Genomic DNA, 17954 nt, shown 5'->3' on the forward strand with positions numbered 1-17954 from the left:
ACTATTTCTTCTCGATAACCTGACCGCCCAGATTCTGATTGTAAACAATATGCTGAACCAGGTTATGAAAATAAACTTCCAGATTGGAATAACGCCCGTTGGGATCTACTGACGTACTTATCTGTGCAGCATCATCCGGATTATTCGGATCAAGTCCGTAAGCTTCTTCCCAAATATCAGGAATTCCATCGCCATCCGTATCTGGCCAGGCTTTCAACGATTTAACTTCAGGATATCCTTCTGTATCCCCCACCGTATCAATAATTCCAGGGCGCGGTTTTTCATCCTTCGAACCAGTCCATGTAGAAGTACCTTCTCTGACCTCTTTCACGATACGTTGATCAATAATATCTCTGCGCAAAGAGGCGCCGGCATATTGCAATACCTTTTCATAGGCTTGCTCGGGTGTATGGCTGGTCACCTTACTAAATGGCTGCGGTTCCGCCATTCTCATTGCATGCATTTCTTCTTCTGTAGGATGCAAATCGCGCCAAAATTGACTCCAGATTCCATTCGTCCAGTTATCTGCCGTAACTTCTGCACTGGCAGTCACATGGTTGCCCTCGATATATGCTCTGGCGGTAGGATCACTTGACAGAACTCTCCAGGACATACTTCCTGTTCCGGTAGCCGGTCCTGCTTTATAATAGCAGTTGACAATATTGAACGTTCCATATTTTCCACCATAACAGCCAAATCCGGCTTCACTCCAGTTATAATAGACATTGTTTCGTACATCAAAATATCCGATATGGTCACCGGCTCCTTGGGTTCCGGGTTCCGGCATATCAGAAATTCGGGGAGCACGGCTACTATGATGTGCCATCAGAATATGATGGTAAGAAGCATTATCACCACTAAACATCGCTCCATACCCATGAGCTCCTTTGGCATGATTGGAATTATTCAAGCTCTCTGTTGACATACACCACTGCGCAGTAAAATTCTGACAACCATAGAAAGACAGAGTTTCATCAACTCCCCAACTGGCAGTAACATGATCGACAATCGCATTCGTGAAATATCTTCCTCCAATAGCATCTTCGGCATAATCCTCGTATTTGTCACCGGGACGGCAACGTAAGAAACGAATAATTGCATTCATTTCTTTGCTGTCTGCCGACAGATTAAAAGAGAAATTATAGTTCTTCAACGTGATACCATCGCCCGGAGCTGTCTGTCCCAAGATACTTACATTGGGATGATCTACTAAAAACAATCCACGCTTCAGTTCTATGATACCCGAAACATCAAAGATGATATTCCGAGGCTGGTCGGACTTCTCGATTCCATAACGCAGACTTCCTTTGATGGGAGTTTCATTTTTGCCATAATCTTCCAAATTAGTAACCCGATAGATTTCACCGCCACGGCCTCCGGTTGTAAAACGTCCACCTCCCTCCGCACCGGGGAAAGCCAAAAGTTGTCCGGCCGATGGGTCGTCACCAATACTCGTATCAGGTTTACCATACTGAAAAATCTCTATCTTCTGTTCCAACACGCTGTTCTTTATGATCACAGAAGAAGTGCGTGGAAAACGATCTGTATTATCTTGTATTTTCAGTACGATTGCATCTTCTGTCGAAGCTTCCTTATCCAAAGTAATCCAGGGTTCGGTTGAAGTCATCGTATATTCTATTGCATATTCTTGAGTGACGGGAATAGTTAGTGCCTTACACTTATAAGGAATAATATATTCATCCTGCTCTACTTCCAGAGTCGTTTTGACTCCTTCCTGAACAATCTCCACAGTCTTACTCATGATGTAATCACCCACTGTCTTAAATACGATATTCCCTCTTCTCTCCGCTGCCACGTTCAATGCAATAGCAAAGTGAACATTATCTGTCACAAAACTACGGCTCTCCTGTGCAGACTGATCGACTTCCTTGATCCAGTCGGTTTGATCGTCAATCTCTATTTTCCATGCCACATTGGATACAACCTGACAAATCAGAGTAGTTCCTAAAAATGGAATCACTTCCTTTGAATAATCCAGCAAAATATCCGGATCAGTACCCAGTTGTTCTACAGAGATTTCCTGTTCAATCGTCGTATTAACATTCGTCAAAGTAACCTTAATCTTACTTTCACGCTTCGCGTCATCTGTGTTTTCAGTGAAGAATAAACGAAGATCGCCGTTTCCATTTCCACTTTCTTTCGAAAGAGTCAGCCAGCTACTATTACTTTCTGTGACTTTAGCTGTCCAATCGCCGGTTGCAGTCACATTGATAGTAAAAGAACCTCCTACGTTGGTGAGTTTCACCTCATTCTTTGATACTTCCAAGTTATTAGCTAATGCTGCTTCGTTCTTTTCGTCATCCGAACTACAAGCCCCAAGCAATCCTGCCAATAATATGATTAGAAATGATCTCATATCCTATATAATTTATTCGTTTATACTTTAACTATTATTTAATCCAATGCGGATCACCGATTCCTTTGGTATATACTTCCGAACTCTTGTCCTTAATAGTCAGATCCCTTCCCTCAACATCCGTAAAGAGTGCACTCATTGAAGTTGTTTCAGCCGGAAGTTCATTATCGTTTACTCCCCAAGTATTCATGACGAAACCCTGCGTATGATAATTGTCTGCAAATGTTCTGCCTGTTACATTTCTCAAATTAAACCAAGTACCACTTCCTTCTTCGGATATGCCACTGAACAGATTATTCTTAACTGTCAATGTGAAACTGCTGGTATTCTTCGGCGACAAATCAAAGAATGTCATACCTACAGGTGCCATTCCGATGAACGTACAATTCTCTATGGCTATACTCAAATCACCGGTCATGGAACTCAAACCTGTTATCAATGCTTTAGTCAGATTATTTGCATGGAATGTAGAATTTCTGAACACAATATTGTAAATAGGAGCATCCTGTTTAGTAGACAACCCAAACAATCCGCTGCTACCTGAATTTAAGCCGAAGAAACGGCAATCTTCAATAATAAGGTTATCAACAGTTTGTGCCAGTTTGGCATTTACTTCCTGATACCACATCGTGCGTCCCAAATCATTAATATCACACCCTTTCAGCGAAATCTCTTTCACATGGAAATGTTGATTTTTGAACTTGAAAAAATCCGAGTCTGTCGTTTTTATATTCAGGTTTTCAAAATGAACAGCATCAATTTTGTTATCACCGGTAGATATGCTCATATTACCCATTTCCATATGGGCCAGTTCTTGTCCATTTATCGGTTTCTGTCCTACAATATAGAGACTCTTTCCAAAATCAGTCTGTCTTCCCAACTTATACTCTCCCCCTGCTTTCAAGAACAGCTTCACTTCAGTTACAGTCACATCCGCCATCAACGCTTTGCATATCTGTTCCAGATTCTCTTCCGGATTCACATATCTATATCCATCCGGTATTCTCATCGGGGCTTCCGGATTTATTTCTTCTTCATCCCATCCTTCCGACGCTATCGTCACTTTATAATCCTGAATCATCGGTTCGTCGGCGTTATTAAGAGCAAAAGCCACCTGTGTAGTATCATCGGGCAATATAGGGAATGTACCATCAATAGTTTTCGACTGCACCACATTATTATGCTGATCCAAATAATCAATGCGAATACCTATCTCTTTTCCTATCGTCCGTGTCTCAAACAACACCATATCATCTGTATAATTCACACCACCACTGCTGGTAGCTTTATCGCGGATAATTTCTATCGGCGTTTCTATGAATCTGGCATCTGATACTTTATAACCGGAAATCGGACATGAAAGCACAGCGCGTACCGTTGAATATCTCTTATCCGCTTTTTTATCTGTAGCTTTCAGACGGATCACTCCTGTCCGGTTATACATACGAATACTCAACGGATCATTGAATGGGGAACTGTATTCCACAGGAGCTGAAATAGCATACTTCACTTTTGCAGCCGGGTCTTGCCGAATAACAATATCATTCAAATTACTCGGGCAAGGAATCGAATCTGTCTGTGTTGTTGACAAAATCCTATATTTTCCATTAGGTAACTGGAAACGATAATGTGAGGTATAATTAGCAAAATACTCTCCGTTATCTTTATATATAAAAAGAGGTTTGGTTGACAATCCTGTATTCACTGCCCACGGTTCATCATCCAAAAATAGTTCAATTTGATTTACTACTGAAGTCGAATACTTATCATCATCAGAGCAAGCATACGTACCCAGCAGAAGTGCCAATCCCACTAAAGAATAAATTATATTTTTTCTCATAAGACTCCTGTTTTAAAATTCAGATTCTTCTATTGTAAATGGTTGGGGGAACATATCAGTTTTCCTCATGACCAGACTACGAGTCCACGAATTTTGTAAATACGCTTCCTCTAATATAGGCATATAGACTATAGAATGTTTGGACGATTCAAAGGCAATGCCTGTATCAAGCGGACTATTTGTGCGGTTTACTTCTTCTCCGCCTTTCAAATATACCACATCTACCGACGTTCTTAAGTCTGCATTGATTGTTGGAAACGAATAAACAGATGCACTAAAGCCTGCAGCCCGATCCACATTAATCGTTGTATCCTGTTGAACACATGCACCGGTCTTTACTTTATAGGCGACACCGACATTCGTAAAAGTGACATTCAACTGGTCAAACCGAGTAATAGCATTGAGTTCATCTGCAGTTTCTCTAGGCTGGAATGTAGCTTGTCCAACCAAACGTTTCAGTTCCAGACTTAGATTACTGACAGAATAGTCTGAGGTCAGATCTACAACATCTGAAATATACACCTGTTTTTGTGCATAGATATCTTGATACACTACTACTTTAGAGAGGCTGTCTACATCGGTCAGATGATCCGCATTTGCTACAGCGAAAGTTTGCAGATTTTCTCCGAGAGGAAGATCTATTTGTAAGTTTCCATCATTTAAAGAAAGATTCTTTCCATATACCATAGAATCTTTCAGATACGCATAAATGCCAATCTCCGTTATGCCTTCTTCGGTAAAGGTTTCAAGACTTGCACGGCTAAAACTAACGCTTACAGGATGCGTTTCGTGCTCACAAGGTAACTCATCAGACTCCCATCCATCCTCCACCTGCTGTGAACAAGAGAAAAAGGTGAGAAATAATAAAAATAAAATTCTTGTTAGATGTCTCATAAATATTAGTTTATACAGTTTAAAGATATACAATATAAAAATACAACCACCTTTTTATGGTCCTTTTCACCCAAAGAACAGGGTCGCTTTTCAAGGAGAATTCATACTCCGGAATAATAAATTCATGTTTCTCATTCTGTTTAGATTTTCATTGTACATTAATGATGTTTTTCGCTAGAGTGAATTCTTTGTTCTTTCACCAGTGCAAAATTGAGGATTAAGCAAGAGAAGATAGAGTAAGATTTAGTAGAAAAGGAGTAAAAAACGGACTGGGGTAAAAAAGTGCCCCTCTGGTATAGCCATGCACAAAAAAGATATGCCCTTCAAATGTTATCATAAAACACCTGAAGGGCATATCATCTAAATTCTCCGCATTGAACGGGGAATTGCTGATTACCTATTTGTTCTGTGCATCGACTATATGTTGCACCAAACTATTCAAATATACCTCAAGATTCGTATATTGTCCATTCGGATCTTTCGTTTTTGTATTTCCATCTACGGGATTATTCGGATCAAGTCCGTTTTTTATTTCCCACTCATCAGGTATGCCATCACCGTCCGAATCTACCGGTGCCGAAAGACCTGCTATTGATAATTCCGGCCAGGGAGAATCGCCTGTGTCTTTGGGGCTATTGATAAATCCGGGTTTATTTCCTTCTCCGGTGAAAGTTGCCGTTCCTTTCCGGGTGTCGGAAATGATACGTTTGTCTACTTCATCACGATAATTACAGCAACCTGCATAATTCATCACCTGTTCATAAGCCTTGTCAGCCGAATAAGTAGTGATTACTCCAAAATCAAGAGGTTCTTTCAGACGGATAGATTCTTTGGCATCTTCTGTCCAGAGGAAATCTACTTTTTCATCATTCTTCAACTGGGCATAGACTCCGTCCGTCCAGTTATCGGCAGTAACTTTGTTGTTACCTTCTATCTTATTTCCATCAATATAGAAAGTTCCCCATTTCTGCAGGTAAGGTTGAAAAGCCAAGTTCTTTTTGGGTTCTCCATCAACGTAAACATAAGCTTGCGGATAAACTCCGACTTTGGCAATACGATATTGCACCTGTTTGGAAGCCTGTTTTGTTGCCGGTCCCGGTTTATAATAGTTATTGACGATATTGACATGCTGATCTTCCCCGCCATAGCAGCCGTTTCCAGCCCAGTTGTAGAAAACATTATTCCGGATATCAACACATTCGCCAAGAGCTAATGTAGAAGGACGAGGGCCCAGACGAGGCACGCGACTCTCACAGTGAGCGATCAGGTTATGGTGATAAGAAGCTTTATGTCCTCCCCAATTGCCTCCATATCCATGTGCCCCTTTTACATGAGTCGCTTTTCTTAATGCTTCAGAGCCAATACACCATTGTACCGTAGAGTTTTCCATACCATAAACGGAAAGACATTCATCTACACTCCAACTGACAGAGCAATGGTCTACCATAATATCTTTCTTATCACAGCCGCCCAACCCATCGGGTTCTTTCCCACTGGCTTCTCCGGGGCGGAAACGAAGAAAACGGATAATTACATTATTAGAATTAATAGAAAAGCCATAATCAGCCAGACAGATTCCTCCGGGAGAAGTCTGTCCTGCAATGGTGAGATGATCTTTCCCTGTTCGTAATTCCGATTTCAGATGAATCGTACCTGCCACATCAAAGACAATCGTTTTAGGTCCATTTTGTTTCAAAGCCCAACGTAAAGTCCCCTGCGAACCATCGTCTTCCAAAGAAGTCACATGATACACTTTACCACCACGGCCGCCTGTCGTGTATCTACCGTGTCCTTCAGCTCCGGGAAAAGAGATCACTCGATCTTCCCGGCCGCCTGTCTCCTGTTTTTCGGGTATGTCATAGGAAAAGGACATCATTCCTCCCGCAACCATTGCCAGCAGACAAACATAAACTAATTTTCTTTTCATTTCCTTATTCACATTATTAGATGATGGAAACAAAAGTAGTGGAAGCTTTTCATTCTGACATTCATTTTTTGACCGATATGGGGGAAAAATCAGTTTTTATGATAAGATTGAACAAATTTTAGATCCCCAGCCGCTCTTTTAATAACCGGTAACCGGAAAGACTTACTTTAAGTTTCACGCCAGTCTTCAATAACAACTGATAAGTTTCTTTTCCAAAAAGCTCGACCCGCGAAATTTGTGTTACGTTGACAATCGTAGAACGATGCACACGCACAAAAGTATCAGGAGACAGATGGGTCTCAAAATATTTCATAGTTTGTTCTTTCAGATATTCTCCGGTAGGGGTTATCAACATTACATAATCTCCACAGGCTTGTATGTAGATCAGTTCGTCTGTCTTTACCAGATGAATGCGGGAACCGTCTTTCACCGTAATGCGATCTATTAATTCTGTCTGTGGTTCTCCTTGTTGTTCGGTCACAGTTAGCTGATGTGCAGCCAATTCTTTATCCAGTTCCTGATTCTGTACTTCTTCTTTAGTTACAATCAGGCGATACCATAAAGTAATGGCAATCAAGGTTGGCAGTCCGAACAATAACCGGAAAGGTATGGTCTGCGCAAAAGGAATATAGGATATGCCTACAATCCTCACCATGATATCACAGATCATAAAACTACCCGCCAGCCATAACAGGCTTCCAACGATTATCATGATTATATCCGTCTGGAACAACGAAACAAGACCGACCACAAACCAGGCCAAATAGGCTATGGCTGCCAGCCAACCAATTGTTGCCACTCCATCTACCAGAGCAGGAAGATAGTCGTTTCCGGTATATCCACAGACTAAAACCACCTGTGTCGCAACCAGAATCAACGCCAGCACCAGCATCGGAATCCAGCGGAATGGATAATCTATTATCGGATGTGGTTTCATACGCTAGTCTTTAACTTCCAAGCCTCCGAAAGAAAGCGTTCCACGAATGACCAATATATTCTCCTTGTTTACATTCCCATTTTGCCAGCGTTTGTCATCACATCCTCCAAAGAAAGCATTGCATTTGAAGACGACTGTCCAATCCGACGGGACATAAATCTCGACTCCTCCCCAACTGCAATCCAAATCAATATAGGTTTCTCCCGGTGCAATATGGGTATGGCGAAGATCAATAGTCGTCCCCCCGAAAGAGGTACGAATCATAGCTCCTTTAAACAACTCATCAAGTACTACGTGACGTGCAGCTCCCCAGACATTCTCCGAACGCAAAAAACCATCTACTGATTCCGATTGTTGTTGCTCACTCTCAAAGTTCATGCCGGGTCTACCCTGATGCATCTTCATCCATTGCCGACGATGTTCCATTGTATGCTGACGAGCCCATTGCGCCCTCTTATTTCTGCCGGGTTTGAAGATAAATAAAACACCTGCTATTATCAGAGCGAGGGGCCACACCATTGCCTGTGAATTTTCCGGTAACCAGGAAAGTCCTCCTATCAGAAAATAGACACCCGCCAGAAAAAGGATGATTCCACCGATGAAATGGCGGCGAATCATTGCATATATACCTAATAATATAAGGAGTGAATGCCAGGATACGATCAAATCAAATACTTCTGAAGTTATCCATCCCATATTACGGGCAAACAGTAGAATCCCGGAAAGGATAAAAAGCAAAGCTATCAGTATTTTACCGGAAAAGCCTGTAGCACGGGGAAAATTTTGTTTCTCTTCCATTGTTTCTATTATTAATTGATTAATGGTTCAAAGATACATCATTTCCCTATGCTTCCACAGGCTTTTCAGTTGATTTACGGTATAAATTCCGATGAATGCCGGATAAAAACCGGTGAAAAAATCAATTTATAAATCTCTGATTCGTATATTTGCCGGCCTTTAGAACACAAATAACACCCTTCAAAGCTAATAACTACACCTCGCAACAAACTAAAAAACAAAAAATACGAGGTGAAAAACAAATATTGCACATCACTATATCTTCATTCTCATACTTTTGTAGCGATGAATGAACTCTCATCGGGATTTTTTATGAAATATCCAAACAACAACCATTAATTAATAAACATGCAAAGAATGTCTAACAAAGTGAAAAACATGCGCTCCTTATTGCTAATACTATTTTCAGCAATATCGCTTAGCGTATCTGCGCAAACGATTACCGTAAAAGGTAACGTGAAAGACACCAGCGGAGAGCCTGTTATTGGAGCCTCTGTTGTAGAAAAAGGTAATACTACCAATGGTACGATTACAGATTTAGATGGTAATTTTTCTATTAAAGTTGATGGCAAAAAAACATTGGTTATTTCATACATAGGTATGAAAACTCAAGAAGTAGCCGTTCAAGGTAGAAAAACAATTAATGTACAAATGGTCGACGACTCGAAAGCTTTGGACGAAGTCGTAGTAATTGGTTACGGTACGGTCAATAAAAGAGATTTAACCGGTTCTGTAGCCTCTGTTAGTGCCAAAGACTTAGCTGCTATACCAGTAGCAAGTGCATCTGAAGCCCTTACCGGTAAACTTGCCGGAGTTAGTGTTACTACTACTGAAGGTTCTCCCGATGCAGATATAAAGATCCGTGTTCGCGGTGGTGGTTCACTATCACAGGATAACTCTCCTTTATATATTGTAGACGGTTTCCCTGTTTCAAGCATTAGTGATATCGCTCCCTCGGAAATTCAAAGCATCGACGTATTGAAAGATGCTTCTTCCACAGCCATTTATGGTGCCCGTGGTGCAAATGGTGTAATCATCATTACTACCAAGAGCGGAAAAGAAGGTAAAACGCAAGTAGACTTCGGTGCTTCTTTCGGTTTTAAACAGGTAACCAAACTGACTGAAGTCTTGAGTCCTTACGATTTCGTTGCTTATCAGCGTGAAATCGGTTCTCTGGATTATGGAAACTTTGCCGATATGGATATTTGGCGTTCTATTGATGGTACCGATTACCAAGACGAGATGTTCGGACGTACTGGAAACCAGCAACAATATAACATTAATGTAAGTGGCGGAACCAAGCAAATGACTTATAGTGTCAGCTATGCCCATAATGAAGAAAAAAGTATCATGCTTAATTCCGGCTTCAAAAAAGACAATGTAAATGCAAAAATTAAATCAGAACTGAATAAATGGATGACACTGGACTTTAACGCCCGGTTAAGTTACTCTACCATTGACGGTTTAGGTGGTGGTGCTGATACCAATGAATCCAATGCTGCCAATTCAACTGTGGCTAATGCTACCGTATTCCGTCCGGTTGATTCACTTAAATACAGTGATGACGACGAAGAAAACAGTTCGGCACAACAGAAATCTCCATTGGAACGTCTGCTTGCAACGGATAAAACCCGCAATACTTTCAACCAGAACTACAATGTAGGTTTAAACTGGAAACCATTCAAGAACTGGACATTCCGTTCCGAATTCGGATATGGATGGAAGTTTGACGATACAGAACAGTATTGGGGAGTAGATGCAGTATCTAATTCTAAATATGGATATAACGGTCAGCCACAAGCCTACCTGTTGAGAGAAAAGACGATGAGCTGGCGTAATGCCAACACATTGACCTATGATAACAAAAAACTGTTCAAAGGTCGTGATAAACTCAATGTATTGATCGGACATGAAGTAAGCAGCAGCCAAAGGAAATCAATAGAAAATGTATCTGTAGCTTTCCCTGTTACTATGAATTTCGATGATATGAAAGCAAATATGGGTTCGGGCAAAGCTTTAGCCAACCAATCTACCATTGCTGCAAAAGAAAACATATTATCATTCTTTGGTCGTGTGAACTATACTATGATGGATAAATACTTGCTTGCTGTTACAGTACGTGCAGACGGTTCGAGCAAGTTCGGTTCCGGAAATCGTTGGGGTGTTTTCCCGTCAGCAGCTTTGGCATGGCGTATCTCTGACGAGGCTTTCATGAGTAACACTCAAGACTGGCTGTCAGCTTTGAAACTACGTTTAAGCTTCGGTACTGCCGGTAACAACCGTATCAATTCCGGTTTGCTTTCCACCACTTACTCTTTGGGAGGTAATGATGCACGCAATCCTTTCTTCAACGGAGAAAGCACTACCATGTTGGAACATGGAACGAACTTATACAACCCCGATTTGAAGTGGGAAACAACAGTCACCCGTAACATCGGTATTGACTATGGATTCTGGAACAATCGTATCTCCGGTGCTATCGACTTTTACTGGAATACAACCAGAGACTTATTGATGCGTACTGAAATTCCTTCTCTCTCCGGATATAACTATCAGTACAAGAACTTCGGACAGACATCCAATAAAGGTGTAGAATTGTCTGTTAGTGCTGTTTTATTTGATAAAAAGAATTTCTCTTTGAACTTCAATGCCAACATTGCTTACAACCGCAACCGCATTGATAAACTGAATACAGACTCTCCCTGGCAAAGTAGTAACTGGTCAGGTAGTACAATGGCCAAATACGAAGACTTCCGCGTAGAGAAAGGCGGACGTTTGGGTGAAGTTTGGGGATATAAGACAAACGGTTATTATACTGTATATGATCCTGTCACCAACCCTACCGGCGAACTGGTTTGGGCAGGTAGCGAATGGGGATTAAAAGACGGAATGCAAGATAACAGTCCTACTATCACCGGTGGTAAATACTATCCGGGTGGTTTGAAACTGGAATGTGATAAAGATGGTAACCCTCTCAAACAACGTTTGGGTAACACTATCGCTCCTACAACCGGAGGTTTTGGATTCGATGGTCGTGTAGGTAATTTCGATTTCAATGTATTCTTTAACTACTCTCTCGGAAATGTAATTGTCAATGGAACAAAACTGGCAGCTTCTTTCCGTTCAGGTTCAAGAACCGGTTATAACTTAAACAATGATTTCAGATTGTCTAACCGTTACACATGGATTGATCCGGAAACTGGTTTGAACCTGTCGTCCAGCTCTACAGATGTCCTCAATACCTATGGAGACATGACAACAGCAGGATTACGTCTGAATGAAATAAACGCTAACGCCAATATGTACAATCCGGCCAGCGCTACTACCATGCAGCTGACTGATTATGCAGTAGAAAAAGCCTCATTCCTGCGTTTGAATAACATTACTATCGGATACTCTCTTCCGAAAACAATTGTAAGGAGAGCGTTTATGCAGAATGTGAGAATCTATCTGACAGGATATAACCTGTTCTGTTGGACTAACTACAGCGGAGCAGACCCTGAAGTCGATACAAGCAGTAAGAAAAATGCGATGACTCCGGGTATAGATTACGCCGCTTATCCTAAGAGCCGCACATTTGTGGGTGGTATTAACGTTACATTCTAATTAAAACATTAAACAGATTGATCGTATGAAAATATATAAGACATTATTCCTGGGGCTGGGGTTAATTGCCCTGTCTTCCTGTTCGGACTTCCTGAATCAGACCTCACCGTCTGAATTGGATAATGAATCAACTTTTAATAATGCCTATTATACAGAATTGGCACTTAATAAAGTTTACGGCAGCCTGACGCAAGACCAGACTTATTCTAACTTCCTACCTATCATTGCCGGAACCAATACCGACTGTGAACTGATTGACGGTTTGGGTACGGATGCAAGCAACACGTCCAGCGAACGTGGTAATATGAACTACAACGCTAATCCGGGATGGTCACAACTTTCCAAAGTATGGGATGCCATGTACGGAGTAATCGAGAATGCGAATCTGGTAGTAGATGGTATAAACAATAGCCAACTGATACAACAAGCAGGAGCAACCCGTACCAGCATGATGAGATTCCGTGCAGAAGCGATGACATTGCGTGCGATGATTTATTTCGATCTGATCCGCTTGTTCGGTGATATTCCTTTCAAAACAGAATCTTCCAACAGCGACCTGTCTAATGTTTACATTGGAAAGGCAGATCGTGACGATATCATGGATGAATTGATAATTGAACTCGAGGAAGCTATCGGATATTTACCTTGGGCTGGTGAAGACGGTTATACAACCGAACATGTAAGCAAAGGCTATGCTCACGCTCTCTTGGCTAACATTGCAATGACACGTGCCGGATATGCTATCCGCGAACAAGCTAAAGACGGATATATCACCGGAGATAACAGTGACGCTACTTATCCTACTCAACGTTGCAGCGATACCAAACGTAGAGAACTATTCGAATTGGCCGAAAAACATCTGGCAGCTGTTGTCAGTTCAGGAAAACATAAACTGAATCCTTCTGTAGAAGAATACTGGCGTTTAATAAATATCGGACAACTAGATCAGACTTATCAAGAAAACCTGTTCGAGATTCCAATGGGACTAAACAAAAGTGGTGAGCTGGGATATACTATCGGATATCGTATAAACGGTGCCAGTTCCCTATTTGGTCCGAAAGGTAACTCATCCGGTAAGTTGAAACTGACTGCTCCTTATTATCTGTCATTTGGCGAAGGAGATATCCGCCGCGATCTGACTTGTGCTATTTCACAACTTTCTACAGACAAAAACACCAAAGTATTTAAAGAATATATGTTAGGAAATGCTCCTTTCGGTCTTTATTGTGGAAAATGGGATTATCGTAAGATGATGGAAAACTCTGAATGGTACGCAGCTGTATTGGCCAGCGATCAGAAAGTTTGTTCCGGTATCAACGTAGTGAAAATGCGTTATCCGCAAGTATTGCTGATGTATGCCGAAGTTGTGAACGAACTTTATGGTAAGGGTGCAACAGCCGAAGGTTGTACATTAACAGCCACAGCAGCCCTGAAAGAAGTACACGACCGTGCTTTCACCGATGCAACCAAACGTGATGCTGCATGGACTGCTCTAATGGGAAAAGACTTCTTCGATGCAATTGTTGACGAAAATGCATGGGAACTGGCAGGAGAAGGTGTTCGTAAGTTCGACCTAATCCGTTGGAACCTGTTGAGCGAAAAAATAGACGAATTCAAAAACGAATATACAAATGCAGTGTATAATGGTACATATCCACAGTATGTGAACTATAAATATCGCACGGACAATCCGATGTATATCGATATGACTTCTCTCGTATTTGGAGCTAAAGTAGGTGGAGAATATGAAAACAAGAGCTTTTTCGGAGCTGAAACCAGTGACAAGGAGCAAAAGAATCTGAAAGTAAACTTGCCTAGTATTTCTGGCGGATTGAACAAGGCTGTGAAGAATCGTTATTTATTGCCGATAGCTTCTACAACCATCTCTACCTCAAACGGTAAATTACATAACTCTTATGGTTATTCGGATTAATCTTAAAATCGTAAAATGATGAAGAATATAAAAAATATATTGGGAATGGGAGCTTTCATGCTCCTGACCTCTTTGGCTGTATCTTCGTGTACAGAGAAAAGTGATTGGGATATTGACTCTTCCTATAGCCGTCCTTTCGGAACTGATGAAAACGGAATCAGTATAGAAACAGACAGTAAAGTAGCCAGAGCGGTAGTAACTTGGAGCTCAACATCCAATACCGACTATTACATTATCGAGATTAGTCCTAACGAGATGACTGACGAAACTCCAATGGGATCAGAAGAAAATGGAAATATCGTTTATGGAAATGATCCTGCCAACCGGATCAAGCAGTCACCTTACACAATGGATAATCTGGCGGTAAATACGACTTATTATATGCGTATCAAGTCTATTTCCGGAGAGAAGGAATCTCGTTGGGTAAATTATAAAAAGACTTTTGCTTCAGTTAAGGAAGAAGCTATCCTAAATATTCCAACTACTGAAGACTTACCTGAAGGTCAAGGAAAAGTACGTATGTCATGGGAAGCCGGATTAGCAGTCGATCATTTCGAAATCATGGAAACGGGTGCCACAGAAGCAACTTCACGTGTTATTTCGTCAACAGAAGCTGCCGCAGGTGAAGCATGGGTTGAAAATTTGAAGTCATTCACTGAATACACGATTACTATTTATAATGGAAATAATCCGCGTGGTTCACAGACTGTTACCATCCCTGGTTTGGAAATAGAATCTACCATCAGTGATATAACAGCAAATTCAGCTGTATTCTCATGGGAAGAAACGGTGGATGTAGATGAATATGCTTGTGTTCTTTCTACCGAAGGAGTACCTGAATCAGGAACCCAATTATCACCAGCAGATATTGCTGCACATAAGGTGGCAATCACAGGTTTGGCTTCCAGTACGGAATATACGGCTTATGCTTTCGCAAACGGCTCTATATGTTCTCGTATCACCTTTACAACTAAGAAAGGTAAACCGACGGGGTATACTGAAATGACATGGGAAGATGCCCTTGCCAACTGGGATAATCTTTCAGGAAAAGTATTAATCAATGTTTCCGGAACAGAAGGATTTGCACAAGAAAAAGAAAGCATTGCTGCTGGCGTGACTCACCTTATTTTCTGGGGTGACAGTCAAGACGGACAGGTTAATATGACTATTAAAAAAGGCATAGGTGCCAGCGGAATATGTGATAAAGTAGAATTCCATAATCTGAATATTACCGATGAAGGAAATACAACCCTTATTTATCAAAACGGTGCTTCAGGTTGCATCAAAGAAATAGAAGTTACCTCGTGTACAATTACCAATATCCGTGGTATCGTTCGTATGAATGCAAGTACAAGTAATGCTATGTCTGTTACTATTGACGACTGTATCATCAAAGGATTGGGAAGAGCAGCAACATCCAATCATTATGGATTACTTCTTTCTGACAAGGTAACATTAACAACTCTCAATTTAGTGGTTTCCAACACTTCTATTATTGTATCCAAGGGAGCTTCTGCGTCTCAATTCATAAGACACAAGTCAGGACAACCCGGTACAATAACAATCAAAGATTGTACATTCTATGATATGTCAGCAAGTGATGCTTTCTGCAGAGATACAAAAGACATGACAATAACTATATCAAACACCCTGTTTGCCAAAGGTGGAGTTAAACCTTTCTACAACACAAGTTCCGTAGCTACAACCCTGAACGTAAACGGCTTGTATAAGGCTTCTGACTTTTCATTTGTTACACCCGACTGGGGAAAAGACTATACTAGTCTTCCTCTGACTTCCGATCAGCTATTCCCTAATGGTTCAAGTGAAGATTTGACTTTTGGAGCAGATGTTCCTGAAGAATACAGAGTCGGTGACCAACGTTGGAACAAATAACTAAATAAAACTACAAGGTTTTCCGTCAAGTCTGGAATTTGCATTTACTTGACGGAGAATCTTCTCTAAAAAGCAACAGATATTATGAATACAAATTCAATCAATACAATAAGTAAATACTTACTTCTGTTCTTGTTGATTCTTACAGGTGCTTCCTGTAATGACAACGATGATGCAGAAGATACAAGCATCCCTGTTCTGATTTCACAGAATATCAATGATGGTGATGTAGTAGGTCCGAGCGGATATGTAGAACTGACTTTCAGCAAAGCTATGCGTCAGGCTCCGGATACAGAAATCTATTTCAACGGAGGAGTAGTGCGTGTATCCATCAACTACGAAAAAGTACGTTATACCTTCTCTGGTATGGAAAACAAAGAATGTACTTTCGAAGTTCCTGCCGGAGCATTAACGGATATGCAGGGAAGAGCTTACGACGAAGACTTCTTTTTAAGCTTTACTGCCAAATCTGAAATTTCGGGCGGTGGAAAAGTATTCGATGCAATTGTTGATTCAAAAGGGAATGGTGATTACACTACTCTCCAGGCTGCAATCAACGCCATCACTACCCCACCTACCAGTCCTTATAAAATCTTCATTGCCAACGGAACTTATAATGAATGTGTCCGGATCAATAAGAATAAACCATTTGTTCATTTAATCGGTGAGAGCCGTGATGGTGTTAAAATCCAGTTTGCAGTAAACCGTGTAGATGATTCAAGTAATGCTACCTCATGGCCTTATTCTATTTTCAACGAAAATTCACCAGCCCGCAAAGCCGGATATAGTGAAGACCAAAACACAGTAGTGTTGATTGAAGCCACAGACTTTTATGCTGAAAATATTTCAATCATCAATCTTTATGGTGCATTCTCAAATCGTCACACTGGTGGTTTAGGTAAAAACGGACAGGCAGAAGCCTTGATAAACCGTGAAGACCGCTTTGCTTTGAATAACTGTTTGCTTGTCTCCTACCAGGATACATGGTGGACCCGTTATTGGAACAATACAACCCCTCATCGTGCATACGTTTATAACTCATGGATTGAAGGTCATACAGATTATATCTGGGGAAGTGGCGATGTACTTATCGAAAACAGTACATTCTATAATACAGGCAATGACGGTGGTAGCGTTATAACTGCTTCGCGTACCAGTGAAAGCGATAAATACGGATATGTTATAAAAGATTGTACGGTAAACGGTGATGATACAAAATTCTCATTCGGACGTTCCCAAGCCACAACCACGAAAACTGTCTGGATCAACACCAAGTTGAAAATGGATATTATAGATTCACACTGGGGATATGGTGGACAAGTACCTACACTATATGCTGAATATAACACTATCGACAAGAATGGAAATATGATTGCGGAAAGTAAAACAATCACCTCCGGAAACGTTTCCTTCACTAGTTCAGTGCTAACAGCATCCGAAGCTGCTAAATATACATATGAGAATATAATAACTATTGACAGCTGGAACCCGAAAGAGTATATGGAAACTCCCCTTGCAGCACCTACCAATGTCAATCTGTCGGGAAACACTCTGACATGGGATGCAGTATCCGGTGCTGCCGGCTACCTCATCTTTATGAATGGTAACTATGCAGGGCAAACGACAGACACTACCGTTACACTGACCAACACTGACGAAAGCAATATTTATACAGTGAAAACTGTAAGCCAGTACGGTACAGTAAGCGAATAAAACCAATAAGATTTAATAAAGAGTTCTTTGTCACAT

10 protein-coding genes are annotated in these 17954 nt (G+C 41.0%); 4 read left to right on the forward strand and 6 right to left on the reverse strand.

The features are described 5' to 3' along the window. Nucleotide 1 precedes the first annotated feature (1 nt). The 6 genes from N5O98_RS14405 to N5O98_RS14430 form a co-directional block, all read right to left on the reverse strand. Nucleotides 2-2377 carry a BACON domain-containing protein gene (locus N5O98_RS14405; RefSeq protein WP_004309421.1) on the reverse strand — a complete coding sequence of 792 codons (2376 nt, stop codon included), beginning with the start codon at nucleotides 2375-2377 and terminating at the stop codon, nucleotides 2-4. A gap of 34 nt (nucleotides 2378-2411) precedes the next feature. Next, nucleotides 2412-4217, reverse strand: coding sequence for a DUF5123 domain-containing protein (locus tag N5O98_RS14410; RefSeq protein ID WP_004309420.1), 1806 nt, complete (start codon nucleotides 4215-4217; stop codon nucleotides 2412-2414). 12 nt (nucleotides 4218-4229) lie between these two features. Beyond that, nucleotides 4230-5111 (reverse strand): hypothetical protein, encoded by an 882-nt coding sequence (locus N5O98_RS14415; RefSeq protein WP_118161412.1) that lies wholly within the window; start codon nucleotides 5109-5111, stop codon nucleotides 4230-4232. Nucleotides 5112-5508: 397 nt separating this feature from the next. Next, nucleotides 5509-7038 (reverse strand): pectate lyase, encoded by a 1530-nt coding sequence (locus tag N5O98_RS14420; protein ID WP_004320967.1) that lies wholly within the window; start codon nucleotides 7036-7038, stop codon nucleotides 5509-5511. Between the two features lie 118 nt (nucleotides 7039-7156). Next, on the reverse strand, nucleotides 7157-7975 hold the full coding sequence (locus N5O98_RS14425; protein WP_004309417.1) for a LytTR family DNA-binding domain-containing protein: 819 nt from the start codon (nucleotides 7973-7975) through the stop codon (nucleotides 7157-7159). Nucleotides 7976-7978: 3 nt separating this feature from the next. After that, entirely contained in the window at nucleotides 7979-8773 is a 795-nt protein-coding gene (locus tag N5O98_RS14430; protein ID WP_004301517.1) for a LiaF transmembrane domain-containing protein, read from the reverse strand. A gap of 348 nt (nucleotides 8774-9121) precedes the next feature. Here N5O98_RS14430 and N5O98_RS14435 point away from each other — a divergent pair, with 348 nt between their 5' ends. The 4 genes from N5O98_RS14435 (at nucleotide 9122) to N5O98_RS14450 (ending at nucleotide 17918) form a co-directional block, all read left to right on the forward strand. Continuing rightward, on the forward strand, nucleotides 9122-12379 hold the full coding sequence (locus N5O98_RS14435) for a SusC/RagA family TonB-linked outer membrane protein (protein ID WP_004301515.1): 3258 nt from the start codon (nucleotides 9122-9124) through the stop codon (nucleotides 12377-12379). Between the two features lie 25 nt (nucleotides 12380-12404). Next, a complete protein-coding gene (locus tag N5O98_RS14440) occupies nucleotides 12405-14312 on the forward strand; it encodes a RagB/SusD family nutrient uptake outer membrane protein (protein WP_004301514.1) in 1908 nt (635 codons plus the stop codon). Nucleotides 14313-14327: 15 nt separating this feature from the next. After that, nucleotides 14328-16205, forward strand: a complete 1878-nt coding sequence (locus tag N5O98_RS14445; RefSeq protein ID WP_004309416.1) for a DUF5123 domain-containing protein — start codon at nucleotides 14328-14330, stop codon at nucleotides 16203-16205. An 84-nt stretch (nucleotides 16206-16289) separates the two neighbouring features. Then, the gene (locus N5O98_RS14450; RefSeq protein ID WP_004305292.1) at nucleotides 16290-17918 is read left to right on the forward strand and encodes a pectinesterase family protein; all 1629 of its coding nucleotides are present in this window, start codon (nucleotides 16290-16292) and stop codon (nucleotides 17916-17918) included. Nucleotides 17919-17954: the final 36 nt, after the last annotated feature.

The sequence above is a fragment of the Bacteroides sp. LFL-34 genome, from assembly GCF_027257075.1.
Taxonomy (GTDB): domain Bacteria; phylum Bacteroidota; class Bacteroidia; order Bacteroidales; family Bacteroidaceae; genus Bacteroides; species Bacteroides ovatus.

Bases quoted from the DNA above. Each gene is read 5' to 3' on its own strand.
- N5O98_RS14440 (WP_004301514.1), top strand. From the start codon at position 12,405: ATGAAAATATATAAGACATTATTCCTGGGGCTGGGGTTAATTGCCCTG.
- N5O98_RS14405 (WP_004309421.1), bottom strand. From the start codon at position 2,377: ATGAGATCATTTCTAATCATATTATTGGCAGGATTGCTTGGGGCTTGT.
- N5O98_RS14430 (WP_004301517.1), bottom strand. From the start codon at position 8,773: ATGGAAGAGAAACAAAATTTTCCCCGTGCTACAGGCTTTTCCGGTAAA.
- N5O98_RS14445 (WP_004309416.1), top strand. From the start codon at position 14,328: ATGATGAAGAATATAAAAAATATATTGGGAATGGGAGCTTTCATGCTC.
- N5O98_RS14425 (WP_004309417.1), bottom strand. From the start codon at position 7,975: ATGAAACCACATCCGATAATAGATTATCCATTCCGCTGGATTCCGATG.
- N5O98_RS14420 (WP_004320967.1), bottom strand. From the start codon at position 7,038: ATGAAAAGAAAATTAGTTTATGTTTGTCTGCTGGCAATGGTTGCGGGA.
- N5O98_RS14410 (WP_004309420.1), bottom strand. From the start codon at position 4,217: ATGAGAAAAAATATAATTTATTCTTTAGTGGGATTGGCACTTCTGCTG.
- N5O98_RS14450 (WP_004305292.1), top strand. From the start codon at position 16,290: ATGAATACAAATTCAATCAATACAATAAGTAAATACTTACTTCTGTTC.
- N5O98_RS14415 (WP_118161412.1), bottom strand. From the start codon at position 5,111: ATGAGACATCTAACAAGAATTTTATTTTTATTATTTCTCACCTTTTTC.
- N5O98_RS14435 (WP_004301515.1), top strand. From the start codon at position 9,122: ATGCAAAGAATGTCTAACAAAGTGAAAAACATGCGCTCCTTATTGCTA.